Source organism: Nocardia fusca NBRC 14340 (assembly GCF_001618425.1).
Classification (GTDB): Bacteria; Actinomycetota; Actinomycetes; order Mycobacteriales; family Mycobacteriaceae; genus Nocardia; species Nocardia fusca.
On record NZ_BDCU01000030.1, the window covers coordinates 296,581 to 322,054 of the forward strand.

At 69.2% G+C, this 25,474-nt stretch carries 30 protein-coding genes; 15 read left to right on the top strand and 15 right to left on the bottom strand.

Going from position 1 to position 25,474, the window contains the following annotated elements; translation table 11 throughout:
- Positions 1 to 113: 113 nt before the first annotated feature.
- Positions 114 to 560 (top strand): YybH family protein, encoded by a 447-nt coding sequence (locus NF4_RS20295; RefSeq protein WP_198165388.1) that lies wholly within the window; start codon positions 114 to 116, stop codon positions 558 to 560.
- A 113-nt stretch (positions 561 to 673) separates the two neighbouring features.
- Here the strand turns inward: NF4_RS20295 and NF4_RS20300 are convergent, their stop codons facing one another.
- Positions 674 to 1,435 (bottom strand): aspartate racemase/maleate isomerase family protein, encoded by a 762-nt coding sequence (locus NF4_RS20300; protein WP_063128910.1) that lies wholly within the window; start codon positions 1,433 to 1,435, stop codon positions 674 to 676.
- A 219-nt stretch (positions 1,436 to 1,654) separates the two neighbouring features.
- Between NF4_RS20300 and NF4_RS38685 the strand changes: the two genes are divergently transcribed.
- The 3 genes from NF4_RS38685 (at position 1,655) to NF4_RS20315 (ending at position 3,911) form a co-directional block, all read left to right on the top strand.
- On the top strand, positions 1,655 to 1,969 hold the full coding sequence (locus NF4_RS38685) for a phosphotransferase (RefSeq protein WP_063128911.1): 315 nt from the start codon (positions 1,655 to 1,657) through the stop codon (positions 1,967 to 1,969).
- A 237-nt stretch (positions 1,970 to 2,206) separates the two neighbouring features.
- Positions 2,207 to 2,938, top strand: a complete 732-nt coding sequence (locus NF4_RS20310) for a dienelactone hydrolase family protein (RefSeq protein WP_063128912.1) — start codon at positions 2,207 to 2,209, stop codon at positions 2,936 to 2,938.
- 337 nt (positions 2,939 to 3,275) lie between these two features.
- A complete protein-coding gene (locus tag NF4_RS20315; protein WP_063128913.1) occupies positions 3,276 to 3,911 on the top strand; it encodes a GNAT family N-acetyltransferase in 636 nt (211 codons plus the stop codon).
- 162 nt (positions 3,912 to 4,073) lie between these two features.
- On the opposite strand, the gene NF4_RS20320 is transcribed toward NF4_RS20315, so the two are convergent.
- From NF4_RS20320 to NF4_RS20345, 6 genes are all read right to left on the bottom strand, one after another.
- Positions 4,074 to 4,511, bottom strand: coding sequence for a DoxX family protein (locus NF4_RS20320; RefSeq protein WP_063128914.1), 438 nt, complete (start codon positions 4,509 to 4,511; stop codon positions 4,074 to 4,076).
- Between the two features lie 249 nt (positions 4,512 to 4,760).
- A complete protein-coding gene (locus NF4_RS20325) occupies positions 4,761 to 5,396 on the bottom strand; it encodes a hypothetical protein (protein WP_063128968.1) in 636 nt (211 codons plus the stop codon).
- 25 nt (positions 5,397 to 5,421) lie between these two features.
- Positions 5,422 to 6,744, bottom strand: a complete 1,323-nt coding sequence (locus tag NF4_RS20330; RefSeq protein WP_063128915.1) for a hypothetical protein — start codon at positions 6,742 to 6,744, stop codon at positions 5,422 to 5,424.
- The gene (locus tag NF4_RS20335; protein ID WP_063128916.1) at positions 6,741 to 7,130 is read right to left on the bottom strand and encodes a hypothetical protein; all 390 of its coding nucleotides are present in this window, start codon (positions 7,128 to 7,130) and stop codon (positions 6,741 to 6,743) included. The genes NF4_RS20330 and NF4_RS20335 overlap by 4 nt, the downstream gene beginning before the upstream one ends.
- Entirely contained in the window at positions 7,130 to 7,312 is a 183-nt protein-coding gene (locus NF4_RS20340) for a hypothetical protein (RefSeq protein WP_063128917.1), read from the bottom strand. Before NF4_RS20340 ends, NF4_RS20335 begins: the two co-directional genes overlap by 1 nt.
- Complete coding sequence (locus NF4_RS20345; RefSeq protein WP_232330577.1) at positions 7,309 to 9,081, bottom strand: hypothetical protein; 1,773 nt, start codon at positions 9,079 to 9,081, stop codon at positions 7,309 to 7,311. Before NF4_RS20345 ends, NF4_RS20340 begins: the two co-directional genes overlap by 4 nt.
- 471 nt (positions 9,082 to 9,552) lie before the next feature.
- Between NF4_RS20345 and NF4_RS20350 the strand changes: the two genes are divergently transcribed.
- From NF4_RS20350 to NF4_RS20360, 3 genes are read left to right on the top strand one after another with little or no spacing between them, the layout of a single operon-like run.
- Complete coding sequence (locus NF4_RS20350; RefSeq protein WP_063128919.1) at positions 9,553 to 9,978, top strand: DoxX family protein; 426 nt, start codon at positions 9,553 to 9,555, stop codon at positions 9,976 to 9,978.
- Between the two features lie 6 nt (positions 9,979 to 9,984).
- The gene (locus tag NF4_RS20355) at positions 9,985 to 10,695 is read left to right on the top strand and encodes an HAD family hydrolase (RefSeq protein WP_063128920.1); all 711 of its coding nucleotides are present in this window, start codon (positions 9,985 to 9,987) and stop codon (positions 10,693 to 10,695) included.
- A gap of 42 nt (positions 10,696 to 10,737) precedes the next feature.
- On the top strand, positions 10,738 to 11,913 hold the full coding sequence (locus NF4_RS20360) for a pyridoxal phosphate-dependent aminotransferase (RefSeq protein WP_063128921.1): 1,176 nt from the start codon (positions 10,738 to 10,740) through the stop codon (positions 11,911 to 11,913).
- Positions 11,914 to 11,942: 29 nt separating this feature from the next.
- On the opposite strand, the gene NF4_RS20365 is transcribed toward NF4_RS20360, so the two are convergent.
- From NF4_RS20365 to NF4_RS20380, 5 genes are all read right to left on the bottom strand, one after another.
- Entirely contained in the window at positions 11,943 to 13,694 is a 1,752-nt protein-coding gene (locus NF4_RS20365; RefSeq protein ID WP_063128922.1) for a penicillin-binding transpeptidase domain-containing protein, read from the bottom strand.
- 121 nt (positions 13,695 to 13,815) lie between these two features.
- On the bottom strand, positions 13,816 to 14,301 hold the full coding sequence (locus tag NF4_RS20370) for a CinA family protein (protein ID WP_232330573.1): 486 nt from the start codon (positions 14,299 to 14,301) through the stop codon (positions 13,816 to 13,818).
- A 32-nt stretch (positions 14,302 to 14,333) separates the two neighbouring features.
- Positions 14,334 to 14,456, bottom strand: a complete 123-nt coding sequence (locus NF4_RS39810) for a hypothetical protein (RefSeq protein ID WP_269749641.1) — start codon at positions 14,454 to 14,456, stop codon at positions 14,334 to 14,336.
- Positions 14,457 to 14,610: 154 nt separating this feature from the next.
- On the bottom strand, positions 14,611 to 15,240 hold the full coding sequence (locus NF4_RS20375; RefSeq protein WP_063814648.1) for an NUDIX hydrolase: 630 nt from the start codon (positions 15,238 to 15,240) through the stop codon (positions 14,611 to 14,613).
- Between the two features lie 48 nt (positions 15,241 to 15,288).
- Complete coding sequence (locus tag NF4_RS20380) at positions 15,289 to 17,037, bottom strand: DUF3556 domain-containing protein (RefSeq protein WP_232330574.1); 1,749 nt, start codon at positions 17,035 to 17,037, stop codon at positions 15,289 to 15,291.
- Positions 17,038 to 17,470: 433 nt separating this feature from the next.
- On the opposite strand from NF4_RS20380, the gene NF4_RS20385 reads away from it, so the two are divergent.
- From NF4_RS20385 to NF4_RS20405, 5 genes are all read left to right on the top strand, one after another.
- On the top strand, positions 17,471 to 17,710 hold the full coding sequence (locus NF4_RS20385) for a MerR family transcriptional regulator (RefSeq protein WP_063128923.1): 240 nt from the start codon (positions 17,471 to 17,473) through the stop codon (positions 17,708 to 17,710).
- Positions 17,711 to 17,810: 100 nt separating this feature from the next.
- Positions 17,811 to 17,990, top strand: a complete 180-nt coding sequence (locus NF4_RS20390) for a hypothetical protein (RefSeq protein WP_063128924.1) — start codon at positions 17,811 to 17,813, stop codon at positions 17,988 to 17,990.
- 77 nt (positions 17,991 to 18,067) lie between these two features.
- A complete protein-coding gene (locus NF4_RS20395) occupies positions 18,068 to 19,201 on the top strand; it encodes a polyprenyl synthetase family protein (protein WP_084533275.1) in 1,134 nt (377 codons plus the stop codon).
- A 12-nt stretch (positions 19,202 to 19,213) separates the two neighbouring features.
- Positions 19,214 to 20,734: a phytoene desaturase family protein gene (crtI, locus tag NF4_RS20400; protein WP_063128925.1), complete on the top strand. Its 1,521-nt coding sequence runs from the start codon at positions 19,214 to 19,216 to the stop codon at positions 20,732 to 20,734.
- On the top strand, positions 20,731 to 21,693 hold the full coding sequence (locus tag NF4_RS20405) for a phytoene/squalene synthase family protein (RefSeq protein ID WP_063128926.1): 963 nt from the start codon (positions 20,731 to 20,733) through the stop codon (positions 21,691 to 21,693). The genes crtI and NF4_RS20405 overlap by 4 nt, the downstream gene beginning before the upstream one ends.
- A 67-nt stretch (positions 21,694 to 21,760) precedes the next feature.
- Here NF4_RS20405 and NF4_RS20410 read toward each other — a convergent pair whose 3' ends face one another.
- On the bottom strand, positions 21,761 to 21,955 hold the full coding sequence (locus NF4_RS20410) for a hypothetical protein (RefSeq protein WP_063128927.1): 195 nt from the start codon (positions 21,953 to 21,955) through the stop codon (positions 21,761 to 21,763).
- 259 nt (positions 21,956 to 22,214) lie between these two features.
- On the opposite strand from NF4_RS20410, the gene NF4_RS20415 reads away from it, so the two are divergent.
- Entirely contained in the window at positions 22,215 to 23,009 is a 795-nt protein-coding gene (locus tag NF4_RS20415) for a GTP pyrophosphokinase (protein WP_157120466.1), read from the top strand.
- A 47-nt stretch (positions 23,010 to 23,056) separates the two neighbouring features.
- Here the strand turns inward: NF4_RS20415 and NF4_RS20420 are convergent, their stop codons facing one another.
- Positions 23,057 to 23,752 carry a TetR/AcrR family transcriptional regulator gene (locus NF4_RS20420; protein WP_232330575.1) on the bottom strand — a complete coding sequence of 232 codons (696 nt, stop codon included), beginning with the start codon at positions 23,750 to 23,752 and terminating at the stop codon, positions 23,057 to 23,059.
- A gap of 43 nt (positions 23,753 to 23,795) precedes the next feature.
- Here NF4_RS20420 and NF4_RS20425 point away from each other — a divergent pair, with 43 nt between their 5' ends.
- A complete protein-coding gene (locus tag NF4_RS20425) occupies positions 23,796 to 24,374 on the top strand; it encodes a hypothetical protein (protein ID WP_063128929.1) in 579 nt (192 codons plus the stop codon).
- Positions 24,375 to 24,526: 152 nt separating this feature from the next.
- The gene (locus NF4_RS20430; protein ID WP_063128930.1) at positions 24,527 to 24,955 is read left to right on the top strand and encodes an organic hydroperoxide resistance protein; all 429 of its coding nucleotides are present in this window, start codon (positions 24,527 to 24,529) and stop codon (positions 24,953 to 24,955) included.
- Here NF4_RS20430 and NF4_RS20435 read toward each other — a convergent pair.
- Positions 24,948 to 25,463, bottom strand: a complete 516-nt coding sequence (locus NF4_RS20435) for a DinB family protein (protein ID WP_063128931.1) — start codon at positions 25,461 to 25,463, stop codon at positions 24,948 to 24,950. The genes NF4_RS20430 and NF4_RS20435 overlap by 8 nt on opposite strands.
- Positions 25,464 to 25,474: the final 11 nt, after the last annotated feature.

Genomic DNA, 25,474 nt, shown 5'->3' on the forward strand with positions numbered 1-25,474 from the left:
CGGGTTCCCGGTCGGGGACGGGGTCGAAGTACGGGATATCGGCGACGCGGCCGTCCATCGCGTGGGTTGCCCGAATACCAGAAGTGGGAGCGCGGCGGCGTAGCGTGCGGCGAGTGAGTTCTCCCGAGTACGCCCCGTCCGACGCCCGCCCCACGGCCGCGATCTCCGACGCCGACACGGTCACGACCGGCGAGATCGAAACCCTGTTCCGGACACTGGAATCCGCGTTGGAGGCCAAAGACGCAGCAGCCTTCGACCAGCCGTTCACCGAAGACATCGTCTTCATCACGCCGGCGGGCGCGGTCTTCCGGGGATGGGACGAACTGCACGGCTACCATCGCAAACGCCTCGGCGACAGCCCGGACGCGCGAGCCCACTTCGAGATACTCGCCCTCCGTCTCCTGACACCCGAACACGCAGTCGTCAACGTCGAGCAAAAACTGCGCACCCCGGAGTTCTCCGTCGCCAACCGAGGCACCTGGGTCCTGATCAAACGCCACGGGGCATGGTGGGCCTGTTCGGTGCACAACACCAACATCGCCGGATCGGTCGAGGTCTGACCGGCCGGCCACCTCCCCACCACCGGCGTCGACTCCTACCGGTCGGTGATCCATGTGTCGGTCCCGGCCTCCAGGTCATGTCCTGATCCGAGTCGCCTGGAAAGTGGTCTGCGCTATCGAAGTTCATCGCCGCCGAACAACGGCCCCGCGGCGGCCGCGGCCGGAGTGCGGCCGAGGGCTCGGAACAGCGACCAGAGGGTGACCTGGGTTGCGGTCAGCACCGGCACCCCGGCGGCCTCCGTGAGAGCGGCGGTGAGATGGTCGGTGTGCAACGCGGTTTCGGGTAGCAACACCACCTCGGCCCCCGGATGCGCTGCTCGGGTTACCAAGTCGATGATGCGGTCGTCTCCCCAGCGGGCCAGGTCGTGGTCGGTGCGGGCATTCGCGTCGACGCGGTGCACGACTGTCGCGTCCGTCTCACCGAGGTGGCCGATGAACTTGTCGGTGAAATGCGATGGATAGACCGACGCCACGCTGATCCGGGTGGCTCCGAGATGGCGGACCGCGTCCTGGAAGCCGCGCAGTGTGGTCGCGCCGCGGCATCGAGCGACTCGGGCGAGTGTGGTGAGTTGGCGGGCGTGGTCGTGGGCGCTGCGCAAGAAGCTCGCAGAGGTGACCGCGAGCGCGACCGCCTCGAACCGGCCCGCGGAACCATCGAGCGCGCTCGCGAGCAACACCGGATCGCCCAGCCCGGCCGCCGCGGCCGCCAAACGGTCATCGGACATCTCCGCCAGGCCCGCGGCCACGCCGGGCGGCCACCGCAAATCCACTACATTCAGTCGCGCCGGCGGTGACACCCGCCCCAGCAGCCGCTGAAAGTCGTCGATATCGGCATTCGCCGTGGGGAAGAGCGCCCCGAAACGCAACGTCGCCATCACCGCAAGGTCGCACACCCGGATCGGCGGACGAAATCGTCCGCAACTCGACAGCGGCTGCGACACCACCGGAGCCCCGGTCGCCGGCGAACACAGTTTCTACCGCGGCGCCGCCCCGCACCACTATGACCGGCAGACCCGCCACTGCCTGGCGGTACTCGCCGACGATATCGACATCGGCGCGGCCGCCGCGGTCTGGGACAGGGCCCTGACCTCGGAATGGGACCGCCGCCCGGTCTGGTTCCACGGCGACCTCGCCATCGGCAACTGCTCGTCGAGCGCGGAAGGCTCAGCGCAGTCATCGACTTCGGCACATGCGGAATCGGCGACCCTGCCTGCGATCTGGTGCCCGCGTGGACGATGTTGTCCGGCGCCGGGCGCTCTGCGTTCCGTGACACCACCGGCCAGGACAGCGGCACCTGGGACCGGGCCCGCGGCTGGGCGCTCTGGAAAACGCTTCTCACCCTCGCCCACGACCCCGTCGATCAGCGAGCCCGGGCATTGATCGACGACATCCTCACCGAGGAGACCTGAGCGTCCGGAAAGGATCCGAATCGGCGGTTCGAACTCGATGGCCTGCGGTCCCGCGGCGCCGGCAAAAACCTGTTGGCCGACCACGACGACCCCTGGTACCTTCCGGAGGCCGTGCAAGAGAACGAGGAGGTGGTACCCGTGAACGCAGTATCGACATGGGTGCTCCCCTCCGGGGTCACGGTCGGGCGATAGGTCGTCCGGGAGCGCCGCACGAGAGCACTCCCGAAAGGCACGACAATGCAATTCACTTCCGAAAAGCGCCTCGACGACGGCGTCCTCGAACGCGAATTCACCCTCGGCGAGATCCCCGGCATCCTGTGGACGCCCGAATCCGCGCCCGAACCGGCGCCGCTGATCCTGGCCGGTCACCCCGGCGGACTGCGCATGATGTACCCCCGGCTGGCGGCCCGGGCCCGGCACGCCGCGGCGGAAGGCTTCGCCGCGGCCACCATCGAACTCCCCGGAAGCGGTGACCGGCCCCGTTCCGCCGACGCCGAGCAGGCCCGCGCCGACCTGCGCCGGGCGCTGGAGGCTGGCGAGCCGGTCGACGACGAGATCGTCGACCGGCTCGTCCTCCCCCTGGTCGAAAAGGCGGTCCCGGAATGGCGGGCCGCCCTGGACGACCTCCTATCGCTGCCCGAGATCGGCGGCCCGGTCGGATATTCGGGAGGGGTGATCTCCATCGGCACCCGGCTGGCGGTGGTCGAGCCGCGCATCTCCGCTGCCGTTCTGTTCGCCGGGAGTTTCGTGCCCCGCAGCATGTTCGAAGAGGCCCGGCAGGTCACCATTCCGCTGCATGTCCTGCTGCAGTGGGACGACGAACACAACGACCGGCAACAGGCCTTGGACCTGTTCGACGCGTTCGGCTCCGAGGTGAAGACACTGCACGCCAATATGGGGGGACACACCGGCGTCCCGCATTTCGCGGGGGACGAGGCGAACCGGTTCTTCGCCCGGCACCTGAAGTGAGGCCGGCTCCCCGGCTCGGCGGCAGACGATAGAAACTGTCGGCCGGATGCCGTTGCCGAGAACAGGTCCCGGCCGTCCTCGACCACGGTGTCCGGCAGATTCACCACCATCCCGACCGCGGCGGTACCGGCTATGGCCGGCTCCGCCGCGGTCGGGGCGGCGCTTGGACCACCCGCGCTCCGGTCGGCCGAACCTCCGCGACCGAACCCCACCGACGACGGCAGCTTCCCAGCACTGCTGTTCGGGGTCGGCGATATCCGGCATGGGATCATATCGGTGGCGCCGAGGGATACGGTCCGGGCCCGATACGGGTATGCGACAAGCGGAGTGAACAGAGATGGTCGAGACGACGGTCGTGGTCGAGCGGGGAGACAGGCTCGGCGAGGAATACCGGCGCCGCATCACCGAGGTGTATGTGCGCGCCTTTGCCGAAGATTTCGTCGCGTTCTCGAGGAACACCGATAAGTTGGCCGACGCGTTCGAGCACATGCTGCTGCTCGAACGGTTCTACATCGCGCTCGTCGACGGAGAGCCCGCCGGCCTCGCCTCACTCACCGAGGGTGACCAGACGCTGTTCGCGCCGCGATGGCAGGAGATCCGGCGTCACCTCGGGCCGGCCCGAGGGCTGCTCGGCTACGTGGTCATCCGGAAATGGTTCATGGCCGCATCCGCTGGTGCCCGGCCCGGCCTCGCCGAGATCGGGTTCGTCGCCACCGAGCCGGCCTATCAGGGGCGCGGCGTCGCGACCGCGCTGCTGCGCCATCTGCTGGCCCTGCCCGGATATCGCGAGTATGTGCTCGAGGACATCAAGGACACCAACGCGGCTGCGCTCAATGTCTACACCAGGCTCGGCTTCACCGTGTACAAGCGCAAAAAGGTGCGCTTCGCTCGACGCGCCGGATTCACCGAGCTCGTGTCGATGAAACTCGTACAGGACGCCGTCGGAGAAACTCTGGTGACGCGACGAGGGTGATGGAGGCACCGACGGCCACCTGGTGCGACACCCGAGCCGGTGCCGCGAACCAGATGGCCGCGGGATCGATCGCCGCCAACCCGACAGGCGATCGATCACCAGCACGCACGACCGGCGATCGGTGGCCGGGCCACCGATCGCCGGTCATAGCTACGGATTTCCTCACCGCGACAGCGAGTCACGCAGCGCAGTCACACCCGCGCGGCGCTCGTAGGCGATCCAGGCGAAGATCGCGGCGAGCACCAGCGGGAAGATCGCCATCGCCGGCTGGTCGGCGAGGAACGCCTGGGTCCCCGCGGCGAGCACCGTGAGAACCGACAGCCCCACGGCAGCAAGGGCAGACAACCGCGGCACCAGCAGACCGATACCACCGGCGACCTCGACCACCCCGATGAAGATCAGCAGCCCGAAGGGGATGGTCAGGTTCTCGGGTGCGTTATCGGCCAGAGCATTCGGTATCACGAGCTTCGGCCCGCCGGAGGCGATGACGAAGAACAGGCCGAGCAGGATCTGCAGGGTCCACAGGACCCGGTTACCGATCGTGCCGGGACGGCCGGCGACATCGGCGGAAAAGGCGGGGGTGGGGCTGGTGGTGGTCATTTCCGGTCCTTCGGGTCGGTCGCGCCGGGTTGGTAGCGCGTTCAACCGATACGACGGCGCACCACCGGAGAAGTCATCGGCGGCGCGAGAAAATTTCGCAACCGCCGCGGTGCTGCCGGGTTCCATAGAACTGCACCGCCTGTGACTCCGCATGCGGCCAGGCCGCTCCACAGCCGGCGGCTCCGGGAATTATCTGCGCAACTCAGGTGGATGAGGCCGGAGTGCCTCCGTAGTCCCCCCGTCGGGTCCTTACCGTGACTCTTGCGGCCGGGCGTCGTCGACATCGACCGATAGGTAAGGCCAGCAGGCCACCATCTGCAGGAGGTCCTCGGCGTTCAGTTCGTCGCCCGGCGATAGGTCCGGGTCCGGGAGGAAGTGGACTGTTGTCCCGGTCGGGCCGATGGCTGTGACGGGCAGGAGGTCGCTCACCGGAATGCCGTGCTCGTAGCGCTGGGTCCAGGCGCCGTCGCGACGGCGATTGGTATGAATCAGCCACCGGCTCAGGGCCGCGACGACGGAGATACCGCGACGCGGGTGCAGGTCCGGGAGGCATTGCGCTTCGGGTCGGTCGAAAAATCGTAGGTCCTTCGATGACATGATCGGTTTCCGGATATGGCGACCTCGATCGTCGACTCGGGTATCGGTGCCCCTGCCTTCGTCCGATACCGACACCGAGCCGTCCGCATACAGGACGATGAGACATCGCCCGTTGCCGGTGACCTCGGCTTCGTCGGCCGCGTAGGCGACGACTTCGAGGATCAGGTGCCGGAGACCGCCGGGGGCCAGCGACGCCGGGGCTCGGCGGATGTGTTGCAGGTGCGCGATATCCACCTCGGTGACCCAGTCGTGCGTCGTGTTCGGCCATTCGGCTCGCGGCTCATCCATCACGGTCAACACTGCTACGGGGCATCTAGGCGTCGAAGAGCAGATAGAGTCCGGTGAAGGTGAACCCGACCATGAGCAGCATGAGCGCGAGCTGCCCGGTGAGCCGATGTGCCCGCGGCAGCAGTTGCAGGCAGCGATCGTGCGCGGCGGCGACACCGAGAATATGCCCCGTCACCACCGCGAACACCTTGAGTGTTCCCAGTACCGTCGGTTGCGCGGACAGCACATAGGCGACCTCGCGATCGGCCAATCCGAAAAGGTTCCAGCCGGCTCCGAAGGGATCCGCGAACAGAATCATCGTCGCCTGGCCCTTCTCGACCAGGAAGCTCAGGTAGTGGGCGATCACGTACCCGGCGATGATCGGTGTCAGCGTATAGGCGAGTTTCCGCGGCAGCATCCGGCGGTCGGCGCGGGAGAGGCCTCCGGTGGCCGCCGCGGCGAACCGGAAACTCACCCCGACCACCCCGATGAACACCAGCAATCCCAGGGTGGACACCAGCGTGGGTGCGAACCCGCCGTCGGATACCAGGGCTCGCCACCACGGGAACAACGAGAAACTGTCGAATGCCGTGGAACCCAGGAGGGTCGCCGCCACCGCCACCGATCCCGCGCCCACCGGCGTCCCCGCGAGATTCGACAGCGGCGTACGCAGGACGAGGGCGCCCGCCGCACCCCGGCCGATCGGGCTCGCCCGCCCGAGCAGACTGCTGTACACCTCGAGCGGGTCCGCCCGCTCGGCCCATGGGGTGCCGAACACGACCAGCCCGGCCACGGTAACGACCAGGTACCCGGTGAGCCACAGGGTCACCGCGGTGACCGAGCCCGGATTCGGTGCGGCGAGTTCCAGCCAGACGAAGGTGAACAACCCCAGCGCCGCCGGCCATCTCCCCCACGCTTCGGGGTACCGCAGCAGGCCGTTCTCGGGCCGGCGGCGGGTGAGTGCGCAGTACCCGCGATACACCGCCCGCGCCGGGGACAGCACCTTCCACACCGGCCCGGCCACGAGCGAGGCGACGGCCACCCCGACCCACAGGAAGATGTAGAGGACACCCGGGACCGGATTACGGGCCGGATCGGCGGGGCCGAACACGCCGATCGCCAGTACCATGCCGAAAGCCACCACGCTCATCGCCGCGATCCCCGCGCGCACCACCGGCGCGTCCACGACCGATCGCACGACCTCCGGCACACCGATACCGGGCGAATCCGGGTCCAGCCGCGGTTCCCGCCAGGCGACGGCGAGCACCGCAAACGAGAAGGTGAGGGCCCAGGCCGCGCCGATCAGCGCATAGGTCAACGGAATCGGCAGATCCGCGGCACCACCCAAGCCGTGGGCGAACAGTGTCATTCGCGAACGAGCAGGGTGGCCACCGTCCGACCGGCGTGATGCAGTTCGATCTCCACCCGCCCCGGGATCTCGACGGTGAACCGGAAACGCTCGCCCGTTCCGGGTGTGACGGCGAAGGTGTGATCGGGCTCGGCGTGCACGTGGAGTTCGTCGGCGGCGTCACTGTCGACGACGATCTCGATCGGCTGGCCCACCCGGGCCTCGAGCCTGGCGTCGGCCGGGGTCACCGTGCCGCCGGCGATACGCACCGGGACGACCACGGCCGCGGCGCCCGGTGCCGCACTCGCACTGCTCGCGGCGGGTTGTTCCGGTTCGCTGCTCGCGCAGCCGGCGGCGAGCAGCCCGGCGGCCAGCACCGCGACGCACAGGCGGGAGACGGACGGCATCAGTCCTCCTTCTCGGTATCGGGGCCGGCGGACGGGTCGTCATCGTCGTCGCCGCGCCTGCGGTCGCGCACGGCGACAGCGACGACGACCGCAGCGATGAGGAACGCCGGGAGAAAGGCGGGAACCGCGAGCAGGATCGAATGGTCGGCGAGCAGATCCACGCCGTCGTATCGATCGGTCATTGCGCGGGCGCCCGTTCCTGCTGCCCCGTGGGGGACTCGCGCAGGTACCGGTCGTTGATCCGGGCCGCGCCCCAGGACAGCGCGGCGACCAGGGCCAGGCTGCACACCAGCACGACCAGCGAGGCCACCGCGAACAACCACGCCGGATGGTCGAACGACCGCTCCCGCTGCAGCACCGTGATCTCGGAGACGAAGGGCCGGGTGAACGAGTCGAGTGCCGGGATCTCCGCGGCGCCGATACCGGGGTCGGCGGCCATGAAGATCGGTAGCGCGGTCAGCGTCCGGCCGTCCTGGACCCGCAGCAGCGTTTTCCACGTACCGTGCACCGGTACGGGTTTCGTCGAGACGTAGTGTCCTGGACTCTCGCGCCGGAGCTGGTCGACCACTAGGCCGCGGCCGGGGCTGTCGCTGCCCACACCGCCCTGCCAGGACAGGATCTCGACCCACTCGGGATCGGTGCCGACCAGATCCGCCGGCATGATCCGGACATCGGCGTACACCATCCGTCCGCCCTGTTCGGGGGCATCCCGCAGTTCCACCGCCGCCCGGGCCCCCTCCGGCACCTCGATCAGCAGGCCGTTGGTAGTGGCCGCGGCCACCACCGCCACCGCCGCCACCACGAGAGTCCGGCGCACCGCGGGCCGCGGCAGCGGCTCTCCCAGCAGCACGACGGCCAGCATGGCCCCGACGACACCGCCCGCGATCCCGGTGGGCACCGCCATGACCAGCAGTTCGGGCCACATCGCCGCCGGCCACGGATTCACGAACATCGCCCCGACCCATAGTGATTCGAGCCAGAGTCCGAGGGTCGCCGCCACCAGACCGCAGACCGCGCCCCAGACGATCCGGCGCCGGACCAACGGCAGCAGGGCCAGCAGTTCCACCACGACCGCCACGCCGAGATACAGCGGGAACACGTTACGCGGCGCGTCGATGATCGGGCCGCCCACCAGGACGGCGACAACGGCCCGCACGACCGCGGCGAAACCGACCACGACCAGCGTGCCGCCCGGGCCGAGGACCGGCCGCGCGGCGACCAGGGCGATCGTCGCCGCCGCGATGATCAGCATCGGCTGCAGCACCAGCCGGAACTGTTCCACCCCGAAGTCGTACTCGACCTGGAACACCGACAGTCCGATGAGCAGGCCCCCGAACGCGAAGGCACGCAGCAGCCACATCCGGCGCGTCTCCCGCTCACGCGGTTCCGGCCGGTTGTGCCGGCCCTCGTACTCGAGCAGCAGCACACCGATCAGCGAGAACCCGGCGCCACCGATGAGCATCAGATGCGTCGGCCCCCACAAGGTGACGTCCTGGCCGAAGATGCGGTGCCACATATCGTCGAGCGGGAACCCGATCAGGGCGTAGAGGCCGGCCCCTGCCAGCAGGATTCCCCCGACGGGCGCGTACCAGGTCCGGGTGATCCGCACCGCCGCCGGGCCGGGCTTCTCGTCCAGGGGCAGTACGATGGCCGCCATCCCGGCCGTGAAGAGGAAGAACAGCCCCGCGAGGATGAAATAGTGCGCCGGATTGGCCAGCGGTCCCTCGTCGCGGCCGTTGCCGATGTGCAGGCTCACATCCCAGATGAAACCCAGCAGCGCGGTCAGGATGGTCGCGAGGAACATCGCCAGCGGCAGCGCCACCCAGCCGGGCCGGTTGAACACCCGGCCCAGGCGATCGGCGAGCCGTTGTAGCCAGGTGATGCGGCGGTTCCGGTGGAGGTATCCGACCCACAGCAGCCCCAGTGCGATTACCCCGGCCGCCCCGGTCATGATCGCGACCTGGTCCAGCGCCGCGCCACCGCCTTCGCCGGCGGGCGCCGCCGACCACCCGAACAACTCGTCTGTACCGTCCGGCACCGAACCTCCACACCCTGACTGGAATATGTGTGACGAAAAGTAGCATGAATTTTTGCCGGAGAGGGAGGGTTACCGGGCGTGTCACGATCTCACTGCGACACGCCGATTCCGTACGTGACCGACCACAGCGGGCCCACACCCCACGGGGACGCGGGCCCGGGCGGCGGTCGACGGAAACCCGATGGTCGAGAGCAGTCCCGGCTGCTGTGAGCGTACGCCGGGAGCGCCGGTGACCACCGTGTCCGGAAGTACCGATCGGATCGCGGCGGACCCGTGGTCAGCAGAACCTGACGACAGAAGCGATACCGGCGATCAGCGAGTACACCGCGAAGGACGGCCCTTCGCAGCGCCACCGCCACCGTCGCCGCGGGTAGGCTGCGGTGCATGGCCAGTCACGAATCGGAGAGTGCGCCCACCACACCGGCTCGTACGACCGCCCGCTATCTCCTGTCGGCGGCGCTGATGTTCGCGGGTCTGAGCCATCTGTTCTGGGCCCGCCGGGAGTTCCAGGCCCAAGTGCCCGATTGGGTACCGCTGGACAAGGACGGTGTCGTGATGGCCTCCGGCGGTGTGGAGATCATGCTCGGCGCGGGATTGGCGGCGATGACCCGGGATCGGGTCCGGATGGGGCGGATCACCGCGCTGTTCTTCGTCGCGGTCTTCCCCGGCAATATCGCCCAGTGGCGGGGCCACCGATCGGCCTTCCGGCTCGACACCGACGGGAAACGCTTCGTACGACTGCTCTTCCAGCCGGTCCTGGTCCTGTGGGCGCTGTGGTCCACCGGTGTCCCCCGCGACGCCAGGAGCTGAGCGCCCGTGCCCGAAACCGATTCCGCGGGAGCGGTGCTGTTCGATATCGACGGAACCCTGGTCGATTCGAACTATCTGCACGTCTACGCCTGGACCCGGGCGTTCCGGGAAGTCGGCGCCGAGGTGGACGCCTGGCGGGTGCACCGGAGTATCGGAATGGACGGCTCCCTGCTCGTGAGCACCCTGCTGCCCGACGCCGACGACGACACCCGCGACCGGGCGAAGGACCTGCATCTGCGCTACTACCTGGATTCCGGGGCGCTCATGCGCCCGGTCGGCGGGGCGCGCGAACTGCTCGAGCGGGTCGCGGCGGCCGGACTCACCGTGGTGCTGGCGACCTCCGCGCCGGAGGACGAACTCTCGCTACTGCGCGAGGTCCTCGGCGCGGCGGAGGTGGTGTCGGCGCAGACCTCCAGCGAGGACGTCGGCACCGCGAAACCGCGCCCCGATATCGTGCGCACCGCGCTCGACCGGGCCGGCACCGGGGCCGGGTCGGCGATCTTCGTCGGTGACACGGTCTGGGACGCCGAAGCGGCCCGGCGGGCGGGAGTGGGCTTCATCGGGTTCCGGTCCGGCGGAATCAGTGGCGCGGAACTGCACGAGGCGGGCGCGGTCGCGGTCTACGACGACCCCGCCGAACTGCTCGCCGATTTCGCGCGCAGTCCGCTCGCCGAACTGGGCGGATCGGTGGGAGACCGGCCCCGCGGCGGGAGGTGAGCGGGGCCCGCCACGGTAGGGCGGGCCGTCTAGGCTCGTGCCATGCGTGACCGAGCCCCCACCGTCGACCGGCTGCGGCCCTTTGCCGCCACGATCTTCGCCGAGATGACCGAACTCGCGGTCCGGCACGAGGCGATCAACCTGGGGCAGGGCTTCCCGGACAGCGACGGGCCCGCCGGCATGCTCGAGGCCGCCCGCGACGCGATCGCCGACGGCCTGAACCAGTATCCGCCCGGCCGCGGTATGCCGGTGCTACGCCGCGCGATCGCCGCGGACCGCGCCCGCCGCTACGGGACGCACTACGATCCCGACACCGAGGTATTGGTGACGGTCGGCGCCACCGAGGCGATCAGCGCCGCGGTCCTCGGCCTGGTCGAGCCCGGCTCCGAAGTGGTCTTGATCGAGCCCTACTACGACTCCTATCCCGCGGCGGTGGCCCTGGCCGGGGGGCATCGGCGCACCGCCCGGCTGGTCCCCGACGGGGACCGTTTCGTCCTCGACCACGACAGTCTGCGCGCCGCGATCACCCCGGCCACGCGCATGCTGATCCTGAATTCACCGCACAACCCCACCGGCACGGTCCTCGACCGCGCCGATCTGGCCGCCCTCGCCGAGATCGCCTGCGCACACGACCTGCTGGTGCTGACCGACGAGGTGTACGAGCACCTGGTGTACGACGACGCCGAACATCTCAGCATCGCCGGCTTCCCCGGGATGGCCGACCGGACACTGGTGGTGTCGAGTGCGGCGAAAACGTTCAGCGTCACCGGCTGGAAGATCGGCTGGATCTGCGGGGCGGCTCCCCTGATCGACGCGGTCCTCGCCGCCAAACAATTCCTCACCTTCGTGGGCGGTGGACCGTTCCAGCCCGCCGTCGCGCACGCGCTCACCCATGAACTCGACTGGGTGGCCCGGCTGCGCACCAGGCTCTCCGAGCAGCGGCTGCGCCTGTCCGCGGCGCTGGCCGAGACGGGTTTCCGGGTGCATCCGAGCGCAGGGAGTTACTTCGTCTGCGCCGATATCCGCCCCACAGGCGAGGACGACGGAATCCGGTTCTGCCGGGAACTGCCCGCACGGCTCGGGGTGGCCGCGGTGCCGGTCAGTGTTTTCACCGACGACCCGGCCGCGTGGCGACATCTCGTCCGCTTCACCTTCTGTAAGCGTTCCGAGACCTTGGACGAGGGCGTCCGGCGGCTACGAAAGGCGAGCGCCCGCTGATCACCGGATGGCCGGATGCGGCCCCGTGATCAGCGCGGTGCCCGCAGCATCCGGCCCGCCGCCTCGACGGCGGGACCGGAACTACCCGCGTCGGCAACGAACACCGCGAAGGCCAGATCGTCCTGGATACCGATGAACCAGCCGTGCGCGCTGCTGTTGTCACCGTATTCCGCGGTGCCGGTCTTACCGAGCAGACCCGGGATATCGGCCAGCCGGGTGGCGGTGCCCGCCGTGACGGTCTCCCGCATCATGGTTTTCAGATCGCCGGTGACCGCGGCGGGCAGCGGCGGCGGGGTCCGGTCGGGTACGCCCGGCGAACCGGTCACCAGTACCGGAGCGGGGGTGGTGCCGTGGGCGACGGACGCGGCGACCAGCGCCATTCCGAACGGTGAGGCCGTAACCTGGCCCTGCCCGATACTGGCCTCCACCCGCTCCGCCGGACTCTGCGCGACCGGAACGCCGCCGGTCACCGTGGTCAGCCCGGGCGTCACGTAGTCCACCCCGAGTCCGAGCCGCTCGGCGGCGGTCCGCAGCGCGTCCGGAGGCAGCGTGACGGCGAGCCCGGCCATGGTGGTGTTGCAGGAGTGGGCGAACGCGGTGTGCAGCGGGACCTGGCCCAGGTCGAAACTGTCGTCGTTGGGTATGCGGCGACCCTCGATGTCGGCGACGCCCGGACACGGCAGCACAGTGCCGGGGGTGGCGCGTCCCGCGTCCAGCACCGCGGCGGCGGTGACCGTCTTGAAGGTCGAGCCCGGCGGATACAGACCGGTGAGCGCTATCGCCCCCGCGCCGTCGGCGGCGGCGTTCTGCCCGACCGCCAGGATCTCGCCGGTCGAGGGGCGTACCGCGACGATCGCCGCGGGGGTGCCGATCGGGTCCAGCGCGGTTTCCGCGGCCCGTTGCAGCCCGATATCGATGGTGGAGCCGATATCGGTGGTGGGTCGCGGGTCCGCGCCGGCGATACGCACCGTGCCGTCCGCGGTCTGCGCGCGCACCGCCCAGCCGGCGGCGTCGTCGGCCTGCTGCTGCCAGAGTTCGCTCAGTCCCGACAGAGTCGGGGCGGATATCGCCTTGTCGGTGGTCAGCAACCGCGTCTGGGGGGCGAGAGTGACCCCGCGGACAGCGGTCAACGCGTCCCGGACCGGTGCGATATCGGCTTCGCGGAGACTGATCGCCGTCACCGGTTTGCCCTGCGCGGCAGCCAGTTCGGCATCCAGGGAGGCCGGCGTGATCCCGGGGGCGAGCGGGGCGAGCAGGGCCGCCGCGGCGGCGGTATCGGCGCCCGGCGCCAACTGGACGAGCGTCACCACCTGCTCGGCCATGAGCTCACCGCCCGCGGCGTCCAGCACCCGGGCGGGCGGCGGGTACACCGGTGCGTAGCTCAGCGGCCCGGTATCGAGCCCCGGTGCGACGGTGGCCGGGTTCCAGTGCACTTTCCAGCCGTCGTCGGTCTCGCCGGCGGTGCCGGTGGTCGTGTACTTCCATTCCTTGCCGCCTTCGGGCCCCAGTTTCCAGGTCGCTTCGAGGGTGAAGGTGTCCTCATGCACCCCGGCGACCGCGAAGGTCGCCTCCTTGCCCAATCCGTCGTAGAGGGAGCCGATCGTTTCACCGGCCCGCGCCGGATCATCGGTGAGTGCCGCGGCCGCACCGACATCGTCGCTGTTGAGCGCCTCGGTGAAGCGCTCGGCGACGGTATCCGGCTCGGGCGGCGCGGAGGAGCAACCGGCCAGCGCCAGACCCAGGGCGGCCACGAGGACGACGAGTTTCCGATCGGTGCGCACCGCTTCGACTGTATCGACCGCACCCCCGGCGGACGCGGATGACCCACTTTCCGGTGTTGCGGATCACGGCGCCGAGTCGGCGGGGTAGGACTGCACGACCGAGTGGGACCCGCGGCCCGGATCAGGCACGCAGTGCCTTCGCCGCGTCGAGCAGCAGCTCGACCGCGTGATCGACCACCTGGTCCAGGATTTCGGCGGGTTCGCCTTCGAACAGCCGGAACGTCGCGGTGACCTGGCCCTCGACCGCGACGGCGAACCACACCGAACCCGGCTCCTGCCCGTCCTGCGGGTCGGGACCGCCGGCCCCGGTCACTCCCACGGACAGTGTGGCCTCGAACAGCGTCCGCACCCCTTCGGCCATCGCCCGGGCCGCCGGCTCGGAGACCACCGGCCCCTCCGGTACGCCGAGCACCCGGTGCTTCACCGCCCGGCTGTAGGCCACCACCGCGCCGCGGAACCACTCCCCCGAATTGCTCGCCGCGCCCAGCGCCGCCGCGAGCTGGCCGGAGGTCAGCGATTCCGCCACCGCCACCTGCAGACCCGTACGCTCGGCGATCGCGGCCAACTCCTCGGCGCGGTCATGGGCTCGCCCCAGTACAGCCGGCACAAGTACTCCTTCGGATTCGGATCGCGTCGACATCAGTACCCCACTTCCGCATGCCGTACCCCACCGGTGGCACCGCGAACGGTCCGCGCGCCGCCCACCGCGATGCGCTGCCGTGCGTGCCAGGTCCAGGACCCGATCATTCCGTCGTACAACACGCAGGTCAGTCTAGACACGCGGGGGCGCGGGCAGAGCCGACGGCGAGTTCGCGCGGCAGCCCACCACCGTCGCGCGCGACTTCGCCGATCCACCCGGGACCGCGACCGGTCGACGGGCCCGGAAGGCACCCGACTCCGAAGCGCCTACACCGGGTTACGACAGCGACCGCGGAAGCTCTTCCGCCACCGACCGAACCGGAGGCCGCAGCGCCCTGGTGACGTCACTGATGCGCTGCAGCTTGGTGAGAAACCGAGGGAAGTGCGGATCGAACCGTGCCGGATCCGCGCCGGCCACCTCATCGAGCCGCCACCACCGGCCGCAGTGGAACTCACCCGGGTCGAGGACGAACTCGGTGCTTCGATCGGCGACGAGGACGTACCAGAGACTGACGTCCTCGTGGCCGCCGTCGATTCCGACGGTGGTGGTGATCGTCAGAAACACTGGTTCATGGTGGAGACCGAGGTCGGCCGTGACGCCGAGTTCTTCCTCGGCTTCCCGGCGCGCGGTCACGGCCGGGTGTTCACCGGGTTCGACATGCCCGCCCGGTGGGAGCCAGCGGCCGGCCTTGATGTGGTCCACCAGGAATACGGCGTCACCGGCGGGATCGACCACCACGACATAGGACACCAGATGACGCGCGGGCGTGGCCGGTTTCGCGCGGCGGAAGATATCGCCGGTGCGCGCCACCCAGTTCGCGGCCTCGGTGAGCTGGGTACGTTCCAGCTCGTCGAGCGGGGTGATCGCGGTGATGGTCTCGTGCACCGCGCGGACAGCAGGTGTCATTCGCTCAGCCTGACACCTGGGACCGACAGGAACCGGCACGCACCCCTGTCAGGGCCGGTGATCCGGGTACACCGGCACATCGTCGTCCCACGGCTGACGCACGACCATATCGGCGACCCGCACCGAACCGCTCTCGAATTCCCCGGTCGCCGCGTCCACGAGCCGGTAGCGCTGGGTCTGCCGGTGAATCGGCTGCGCGTCCAGCAGCACCACCCGGACCTCTCCCGGCTCGAACCCGCAACGCTGCTGCAAGGCGGCGATCAATTGCTCGCTGTGCAGATGACCGTCACCGAAGTTCCAGCCGAGCGCGGTGGAGCAGATGCGCTCGCCGTCGGTCAGGACGTAGTCGGCCTCGTCGTGACCGGCCATCGCCCGATGCGCGAGCGTGAACAGCGCTTTGCCGTGAGTGTTGAAGGCCCGGAAGGCGTAGCCGAGGTACAGCGGGATCTGCGCGGCCTCCGGGCTGCCGTAGAACCGCTGCAACTGCGCGGCGGGCATGGTCGCGACGGCGACGATCCCCGCCCGGATCTTCGCGTCGGCCGAGGGCCGGATACACCAGAGCGTGGTATCCCAGTTGCCCGCGTAGTAGCGCATCCCGGGCAGGAACGACACCTTGCGTGGGAACAGGTTCCCCACAGCGACGACCCCGGCGAGAACAATCAGCAGCAGTACCAACGGCACCGGGTTGCCGACCGCGGAGAGGCCCACATCGGCGTGTGCGACGAACAGTGTCAGCACACCGAAGATCATGAAGACGTTCCACTCCAGGGGTACGCCCATCGGTATCGCGGTGAGGATCACCAGATGGAAGCCGATCAGCGCGGTGGCGGCGACGGCCGTGGGCCAGCCGCCGTGTGCGAAGAACAGCACCAGCGGCGCACCCATCTCGACCGCGGTGCCGCCGTGGGCGAACCACCGTGACAACCGGCCCGGCCGCAGATCGTCGGGGAAACGTTCGAAAAACAGCCTTTTGAGGGCCCTGGGCCGCACCACCGGACTGTTCGACATCATCGTCGACACCACGAACGGGAAATGCTTGTTCAGCTTCGATACGGCCGCACCGATCCAGATGACGACGAAAACGATCTTGGCGCCGACGATCAGGTCCGCACCGCCGAAGAGGAACGTCACCGCGAGTGCCGCGTACACCTCACCGCGCGCCGCCAGGAAGATGGTCTTGTCGCGTAGTCCCAGCACTGCGAGCAACCCGAGTACCGCCGCGATCTGCCAGACCGGCAGAACACCCACGGTCGTATCGAGCGCCGCGTCCGGTCCGGTTCCGTTCGATACCAGCGCCACCAGCAGCATGATCAGCAGCGCCGCGTACAACACCACTTCGAACAGCGTGCGGCGGGTGCCCCGGGTACCCGGCACCCGATCCGGCCAGGGTGGCAGGCGGATGGTGCCCGGCCGCAACCAGTACAGGATCGAACCCATGGGCGGGAAGAACCGGTTGTTCAGCGGCCCGAACCCGCAGCCCAGCCCGACCACCTCGAACAGCATCGTGAACAGTACGACCTTCTGGAAGACGATCGGCTCCGACCACCAGGTACCAACCGCGGTGAATCCGTCGATACCTTCGGTCGTCAGCGCGAACAACCACCCGCCGAGCAGGTAGAGGCCGATTTTGACGACATAGCACAGGTGCAACAGCACCGGCGTACCGAAACCGACCTCGGCCCAGTGCCGTGCCATCGGCCGGAGCTTCTCCGCCCGGGTCCCCCGGCTCCATTCGTCGAAATCGACCACCGGCAGGCTCGGCCGGAGAATGCCGAACAACCGATCTGTTCCGCCCACTACGCTCTCGTTCCCTACGCCGTTCGATCAGTGGTGCGGACACCTTCGATAGCGGATACGCGTTTCCTCGGGTGCCCTCTCGCCGTCCGGAGACCACCGTCCCCGGACGCCGTGACGGACGGCGGTCACCCTCGTGACGAACCGGCCGACGACCGAGATCATCGCACCCCCGCTGCGGTCACCGAGTGAAAATCGGCGGGCTCACCACGAGCAATTCGCGGGCGGGATCGACCGGTTGCCGACGATCGGATCGTGCGCCGGCCACCCAGTACGATGTGAATCGATTTCGCATCATTAGGCGACTAGCGTGAGCATCACGGGCGGAATTCCGGGATCGGCCCCGAGACGGCGACGGCAGCCGCGGTCCCGGAACCGGCCGGCACCCGAGAGGAGGCACAGCCGGCTGTCCGGCGCGGGAAAGGTGTGTGCAGCGGTGCGCGAAACCGATCCGACAGACGATGCGGCGATCGGGTTCACCGTCGGCACGGTGGCCCAGGTTCTGGACATTCCGGTGGCGACCTTGCGCAGCTGGAACCGGCGCTACGGCCTGGGACCTCCCCACCGCAACCCGGGTGAGCACCGGTACTACACGCCGAGCGACGTGGCGGTGCTGGGCCCTGCACCGCCGGCGAGAACCATGTCCTGCCGCTGGAAGTACTGCGGGCCGCGCTGACCGAAGCCGGCATACCGGCGCTGCCGCTCGGCGCCGCGCTCCCCGCGGAGGGACTGGCCGCCGCCATCGTCCGGCAGCCGCGCGAGCCGGTGGTGGTGCTGTGGTCACAGACGGAGCGAACGGCAGTACCGGCCCCGATTCCGCCGGGATGCCCCCACCGGCCCGCCTGCTGCTCGCCGGGCCCGGCGGGCCGGTGACCGCCGCATTCCCCGCCGCCCGCCGGGTCGACTCGCGAGAGGACGCGCTCGGCGAGATCGTCCGGTCTGTACCTGCCCGCTGACCTCGCATCGCTTTTGCATCGAAAAAGGTTTAGAATGGGTTGTGACCCACACCACGCGATGGAGTCGAGGAGCTGTGATGGACACACAGATCGTGGGATCCCGGCGCGCAGAGCACAGGCGCGCAGAGCGCACCAGGACCCGCGGAGCGGCCGGGCTACCCGGGCAGCCGACAGCCGAGTGGCAGCAGACGGTCCGTGCCCGGGTACTGGCCGAGCTGGCCGAGTTCGTCCAGCGGAGATCCGTCGAGTCTGCCGTGCGGCCGGCGGTGCAGCATGTGCTGTGGCAATACGTCGGCGGCGGCAAGTGCGTGCGGTCGGCCTTCATGTACGCGGGGTGGTTGTGCGGCGCCACCGAAGACGACACGGCGTTGCGAGCCAGCGCGGCACTGGAACTGTTGCACGCGTTCGCGCTGCTCCAGGACGACGTGATGGACGAGTCCGCCCGGCGCCGAGGTGAACCCACCGCGCACCGCCGGCTCGCCGACCGGCACCGGCGCAACGGACTGCCCGGTTGCCCGCGCCGCTTCGGCGAATCCGCGGCCACACTGCTCGGTGACATATGCCTGATCTGGGCCGAGCAGATGTTGCGCGAGAGCGGAATGGACGAGCCCGCGCTGGCGCGGGTCCGGCCCCACTACGACCGCATGCGAATCGAGCTGGCCCTGGGGCAGTTCGCCGACCTGAGCAACGATATCCGCAGCGCGCCCACCCTGGACGCCGTGCTGGCGATCGCCCGCGCCAAATCCGGCGACTACACCGTGAAATGGCCCCTCGTCCTGGGGGCGGCGATGGCGGACTGTGATCGGCACGTGACGGCCGCGCTGGCCGAGTACGGACGGGCCATCGGCGAAGCCTTCCAGCTACGCGACGACATCCTCGGCGTCTACGGCCTCCCGGAGGTCACCGGAAAGCCCGATAACGATATCGCCCAGCACAAGGCGTCCACCGTGATCGTGGCGGCAACGGAAATGGCCGGCTCGCGCCTGCATCGCGAACTGTGCACCCTGCTGCAGGCGCCGACGCTCGGCATACCCGAGGTCGCGCGGGTCCGCGCCCTGATCACCGCCACCGGCGCCCCGACGCGCATCGAGGCGATGATCGACAACCGGGTCACCGAGGCCCGCCACGCACTGGCCGCCGCACCGCTGCCCGAAGACCGGCGCGAGCTACTGGACGGCATGGCCGCCCGGTGTACCGTCCGCGAATTCTGAGAGGAGAAGACGATGCGGGGCGTCGCAGGTCGCTGTGATCACGTTGTGGTGATCGGCGCGGGGCTGGCCGGACTATCGGCCGCGATCCACCTGGCCGGCCGCGGGGTCGCGGTCACCGTACTCGAGCGTGACCCGGTCCCCGGGGGGCGCGCCGCCCGCGCCGATATCGGTGACTACCGCCTCGATCTGGGACCGACCGTGCTCACCATGCCCGACCTGATCGACGAGGTGTTCGCCGCCGTGGGCGCGAACACCCAGGATCATCTGCGCCTCCAGCCCATCGACCCGGCCTACCGGGCCCATTTCGCCGATGGCCGCTCCCTCGACCTGCACACCGGTCCCGAACCGATGACCCAGGCGATCGCCGAATTCGCCGGCACCCGCGAGGCGGACGGTTACCTGAAATTGCGGCACTGGCTGACCCACCTCTACCGCACCGAATTCGATCACTTCATCGCCGCCAACGTCGATTCACCGCTGTCGCTGGTGACCCCGGCGGCCGGGCAACTGATCCTGGCCGGCGGGCTGCGCCGCTGGGACCGGGCGGTCGCCGGCCATCTGCGCGACCCCGACGTGCGCCGGCTCTTCACCTTCCAGTCCCTCTACGCCGGAGTCCCGCCGCAGCGTGCGCTGGCCGCCTACGCCGTCATCGCCTACATGGACACCATCGGCGGAGTCTTCTTCCCGCTGGGCGGAATGCGCGCGCTACCCGACGCCCTGGCCGCCGCCGCGACCGCCGCCGGGGTGCGCTTCCACTTCGGCGTCACCGCGGAATCCACCCGGCGTTCGGGGTCCCGGGTCCAGGCCGTCACCACTGCCGACGGACGAGATATCGATTGCGACGCGGTCGTCGTCACCACCGAACTGCATCACGCCTACCGGCTGATCGGCCACCGATCACGGCGCCCGCAGCGGCCCATCGCGGCACCTTCGGCCGTAGTGGTTCACCTCGGCAGCGATCCCGCCCCACATCTCGCACACCATTCGCTGCTGTTCGGGCGCGCGTGGCGGCAGACCTTCGACGACATCCTCACCCGTGGGCAGCCCATGCGGGACCCGTCACTGCTCGTCACGCGCCCCACCGCCACCGATACTCTGCTGGCACCGCCCGGGCGCGAGCTGCTGTCGATCCTCGCGCCCGCACCCAACCTGGAACGGGCACCGATCGACTGGGACCGTCTCGGGCCCGCCTACGCGGACGAACTCGTCGCCACGGTGAACCAGCGCCTGCCCACTCCATTGACCGGCGTGGACATCCTGCACGTGATCACACCGGCGGACTGGGCGCGCCAGGGCATGCTCGCGGGCAGCCCCTTCGCACTGGCGCACACGCTGTCACAGACCGGCCCCTTACGGCCGGCCAATATGATCCGCGGCCTGGACAACGTCGTCCTCGCGGGCAGTTCGACCGTCCCCGGGGTCGGTGTACCGCCGGTGCTGATCTCGGGGCGGTTGGCCGCCGACCGCATCACCGGCTCGCCGGCCACCGACCGCGCGGCAGCACCCATGAGCACAGGGGGTATCCGTTCGTGATCAGCACCGAACTCGACGCCGCCGCGATCACCGACCCGCGCCTGCGCCGGGCCTACCGGCACTGCCGTGACCTCAATGCCCGCCACGGCCGCACCTTCTTCCTCGCCACCCGCCTGCTCGCCCCCGCACAACGCCCCGCGATCCACGCCCTCTACGGCTTCGCCCGCTGGGCCGACGATATCGTCGACCTACCGGATCCCGGCGCCGGAACGCCCCGGGCACGCCTGGACGATCTGACCCGGCAACTGTTGAGCGGTCTCGATACCCCCGGGCGGGGAGAGCCGGTTGTCGCCGCGGTGGGTCACACCGTGGCGCGATACCACCTCGACAACGGTCTCTTCCGAGCTTTTCTGGACTCCATGCGGATGGATCTGACCGTCACCGGCTACCCCGACCGCCCGGCCCTGGACCGCTATGTGTACGGATCGGCCGAAGTGATCGGTTTGCAGGTGCTGCCGGTCCTCGGCGCCGTCTGCCCACAGTCCGAGGCCGCCCCGTACGCTGCGGCGCTCGGTAAAGCGTTCCAGCTCACCAACTTTCTGCGCGATGTGGCCGAAGACCTCGACCGCGGGCGGGTGTACCTACCGGCCGATGAACTTGCCGCCTTCCGCGTCGACCGCGACCTGCTGCACTGGTGCCGCGATCACCGGCGCACCGATACCCGCGTCCGTGCGGCGCTGGCCGCCCAGCACGCCGTCGCCCGCCGGTGGTATGCCCGTGCCCTGCCGGGCATCGACCTGCTGCACCCGATTTCACGACCCTGCGTGGCAACCGCAGCCGTGCTCTACGGCGAGATCCTCGACCGGATCGAGGATCTCGACTTCACGGTATTCAGCGAGCGGGCCACTGTCGGGCGCGCCCGCCGCGCGCATGTCGCCGGTTCGGCGCTCGCACGAGCGCTGTGGGCCCGCCGCAACGGCCGGTCCGGCACTCTCACTCCGGCCACGATACCGGCGTGACCTCCGCGGGAGCCGAACCCGCACGACGCGTTCCGGTGCCGCCTCCCGGCTCGGTTCCGCAGCGGAATCAGTTGGTGGGAAGGATTTTCGAGGTCAGCCAGATTCCCGCGGCCAGTGCCGCGGTCACGGCGACACCGATCAGTGCAGAGCCGGCGAGGACGGTGATTCCGATGGAGAACACCACGCAGGTGAACGCGGCCAGGACCGCCGTTCCCCGTTCGACACCGACGACCCGGGCGGGCTGGTTCCGAATCGCAGTCATATCTACAGCCTTCCCAGCCCTCCGATTTATGAAACCGTTACCGGCGGTCCGGGAAAACACTTCGTTTTTCGACCGACCCCGCCGAGATCGGCTCGAGATCTCCTCGGGATAGGTCCCACGCGCACCACATGATCACCGGCGAACACTCCCGCCGGCACCTCCGCCCCAGTATCGGCCGTACCGATCGAACGCCGAGACGATCGTGGTGTGCCTCACCCGGCGTGGCGGCAAAATCGCAGGCAACGGCACAATGGAGCCAATGAGACCATGGCAGCCGAGCCCGTCCGCCGACACCGGCGCCTCCGGTGCGGGCCCGATCACCGTCGACGACGTGCGCGCGCTCCGCGAACAGTTCCTCGACTTCATGCTCGGCTACAAATTCGCGATCGACGAGATCACCACCAAGATCAATATTCTGCGCGAGGATTTCAACAGTACCCACGAGTACAACCCCATCGAACACGTCGGATCGCGACTCAAATCCCCCGAAAGCGTCATGGAAAAGGTCCAGCGCAAGAAGTACCCGATGACCCTGGCCGCCATCCGCGACAACATCCTCGATATCGCCGGGGTCCGCGTCGTGTGCAGCTTCATCTCCGATATCACCGTGATCAGAGATATGCTCGCCGGCCAGGAGGACATCACCGTCCTGGAGGAACGCGACTACATCACCCACCGCAAACCGAACGGCTACCAGAGCCTGCACCTGATCGTTTCGATCCCGGTCTTCCGCTCGCACGGCACCGAACACATCCCGGTCGAAATCCAGATCCGCACCATCGCGATGGATTTCTGGGCCAGCCTCGAGCACAAGATCTACTACAAATACCGCGGCGAGGTCCCCCCGAACCTCCGCAGCGACCTCGCCCAGGCCGCCGAGGTCGCCACCCAGCTGGACGAGAAAATGGAAGCCCTGCACCGCCAGGTCGACCGCACCGAACCCACCCGGACCGGCCCGGGCGACACTCTGGACCTCCGCCGCCTGTACAACAGCCTCGTGACGGACCCGTCCGCCGTACCGCCCTCCCCGACCCTCCGCTCACCTGAGCTGTAGATCGGCCGATCGAAGCCGACCGTCGACAGGCCCGATCACCGGCAGAACTATGTGACCGGTTCCCGACGAGTGCGCTCGCGGGCATCCAGAAGTCCTTCGATGCCGAGCAGGAACGTCTCGCAAATCGGGTCCGGGTCGGTCAGACACCCGGCCGCCATCGCGCCGTCGCGCAGCATCACGAAGTGCCGGGCAGCGGGTGCCGGATCGGTATCGCCGACATCGGCGAGGATCTCGGTGACGGTGTCCAGGAACCACTGCCGGTGCGCGAGAACGGCTCTGTGGACCGGATGGTCGGGGTCGGGGTATTCGGCCGCCGCATTGAGAAACGCACATCCGCGAAACCCGGGGCCCCGGATGCTGTCGGCGATGGCCCGCCCGACGGCTCGAACGACGTCGACCGGCGACGGGTTCTCGCGGCGTACGGCCTCGACCTGCGCGCGGATCGATTCGTCGGCCTGTGTCAGATAGGCGACGACGAGGTCGTCCTTGCCGGGAAAATGCCGGTACATGGTCGCCCGCGTCACCTGGGCGGCGGCAATGATGCGCTCGACGCCGACCGAATGAAGCCCTTCGGAGTAGAACAGTCCGCTCGCCGTGTCGAGTAGTCGCGCGCGCGCTTCCGACATCCGACTTCCTCCCCTCTCGCCAACCCTCGCTCCAAGACTAGCAGAAAGAACGATCGGTATTGACAAGACGGACCGACGCCCGCCAGACTTCAGGTATACCGATCGTTCTTTCTTCATGGCAGTCGCACCTCGACCGCCTCGACCATCCAAAGAGAGTCTGATGTCCAGTTCAATCGAGACCGGTGTGACCGGTGCCGACGCCGTCGGCAGCACCGAGGGGCTGCGGAACCTGTACTACGCCCGCTTCGGATTCGCCGTCGTCTGGGCAGTCCTGATGCTGGGGGCCGCCGCGACAACACTCACCCCGCTCGGCATCGCCCTGCTGGTGCTCTACCCGCTGTTCGACGTGGCCGCGGCCGTGATCGACTTCCGCACCTCGGGCGCCGCGCGTCCGAAGGCGCCGCTGTACCTCAACATGGCCCTGAGCCTGCTCACCGCCGTCGGACTGGCCGCGGCCGTCACCTCGGGCATTCCCGATGTCTTGCGGGTGTGGGGCGCCTGGGCGATCACCGCGGGCATCGTGCAGTCGATCGTCGCGATCGCGCGGTACCGGCTCGGTGGCCAGTGGGCGATGATCCTGAGCGGGGGAATCTCCGCCCTCGCCGGCGCGAGCTTTGTCGCGGGCGCCGGCGCACCGAACGCGTCCCTCACCCCCCTCGCCGGATACGCGACGCTGGGCGGCATCTTCTTCCTGATCTCGGCGATCCGCCTGCACCGCCGCGGGGCACGGGCGCGATGAGCCGACCGCCGTCAGCCTCCTCGCCTAGACCCCGCCGGGCCGCTCCCGGCACCTGACCACACCTACCGGCCATCGGCCGGATCCGGCCGATGGCCGCCGAATCCGCGCCGGCCCACACGCAGTAGCACCCTCACCACCGAAGGAGAACAATCATGTCCGAATCCGTCTACACCGCAATCGCCACCTCGACCGGAGACGGGCGCGCCGGAGGCCGCGCGGCCAGCAACGACGGGCTCATCGATCTCACCCTCGCCATCCCGCGGGAAATGGGCGGGCCGGGGGGCGCGACGAACCCGGAGCAACTCTTCGCCGCCGGCTGGGCCTCCTGCTTCCACTCCGCATTGAAGGCCGTCGCCGCCGGACAGAAGATAGGTTTCACCGATTCGGCGGTCGTTGCCGAGATCGGCGTGCACCGCACCGAGCAGGGCGGTTTCAGCCTCTCCGCCGCACTTCACGTGGAAATGGGCGGCATCGAGCAGGCCGCCGCCGACTCGCTGGTCGCGGCCGCGCACGCGGTGTGCCCCTACTCCAACGCCACCCGTGGCAACATCCCGGTCACCGTCGACGTCACCGTCAGCTGAGCTGTACCGGTGAATCCACGGAAACGCCGGCCCCGGCCCGGATCTGCTCGCCCAGGATGTCACCGTGGCCGGCATGCCGGGCGAACTCGGCGGTCATGGCCAGGTAGATCCAGCGCAGGCTGACAACTCCCACGCGCGGGTGCTCGCGGGTCTCGTCCAGGGGAATCCCCGCTGCGACAGACCGGGCTCGGGCACTCGCGCGTTCGAACTCCGCGATCACCTCGGCCACGGTCTCCGCCTCGTCCACATGGAAACCGCCATGTGCCCACAGCGGACCGTCGCAGTCGGCGTCGGCGAGCCGTCCGAGCGTGCGCTGGAACCACATTCGTTCGGCGTACGCGGCGTGTTTGATCAGGGTTATCGGGGTGGTCAGCGACGGTACGAGCCGGCGTCTGGCGTCGGTTTCGGACAGTCCGCGCACCGTGTCGACGAGGTCGGCGCGCGCCTGGTCGAGCATGGTCTCGAGCAGTTCGCGTTCGGTGCCGGTGGTTCGGGTCGGAGCGGTCATCGGGGATCCCT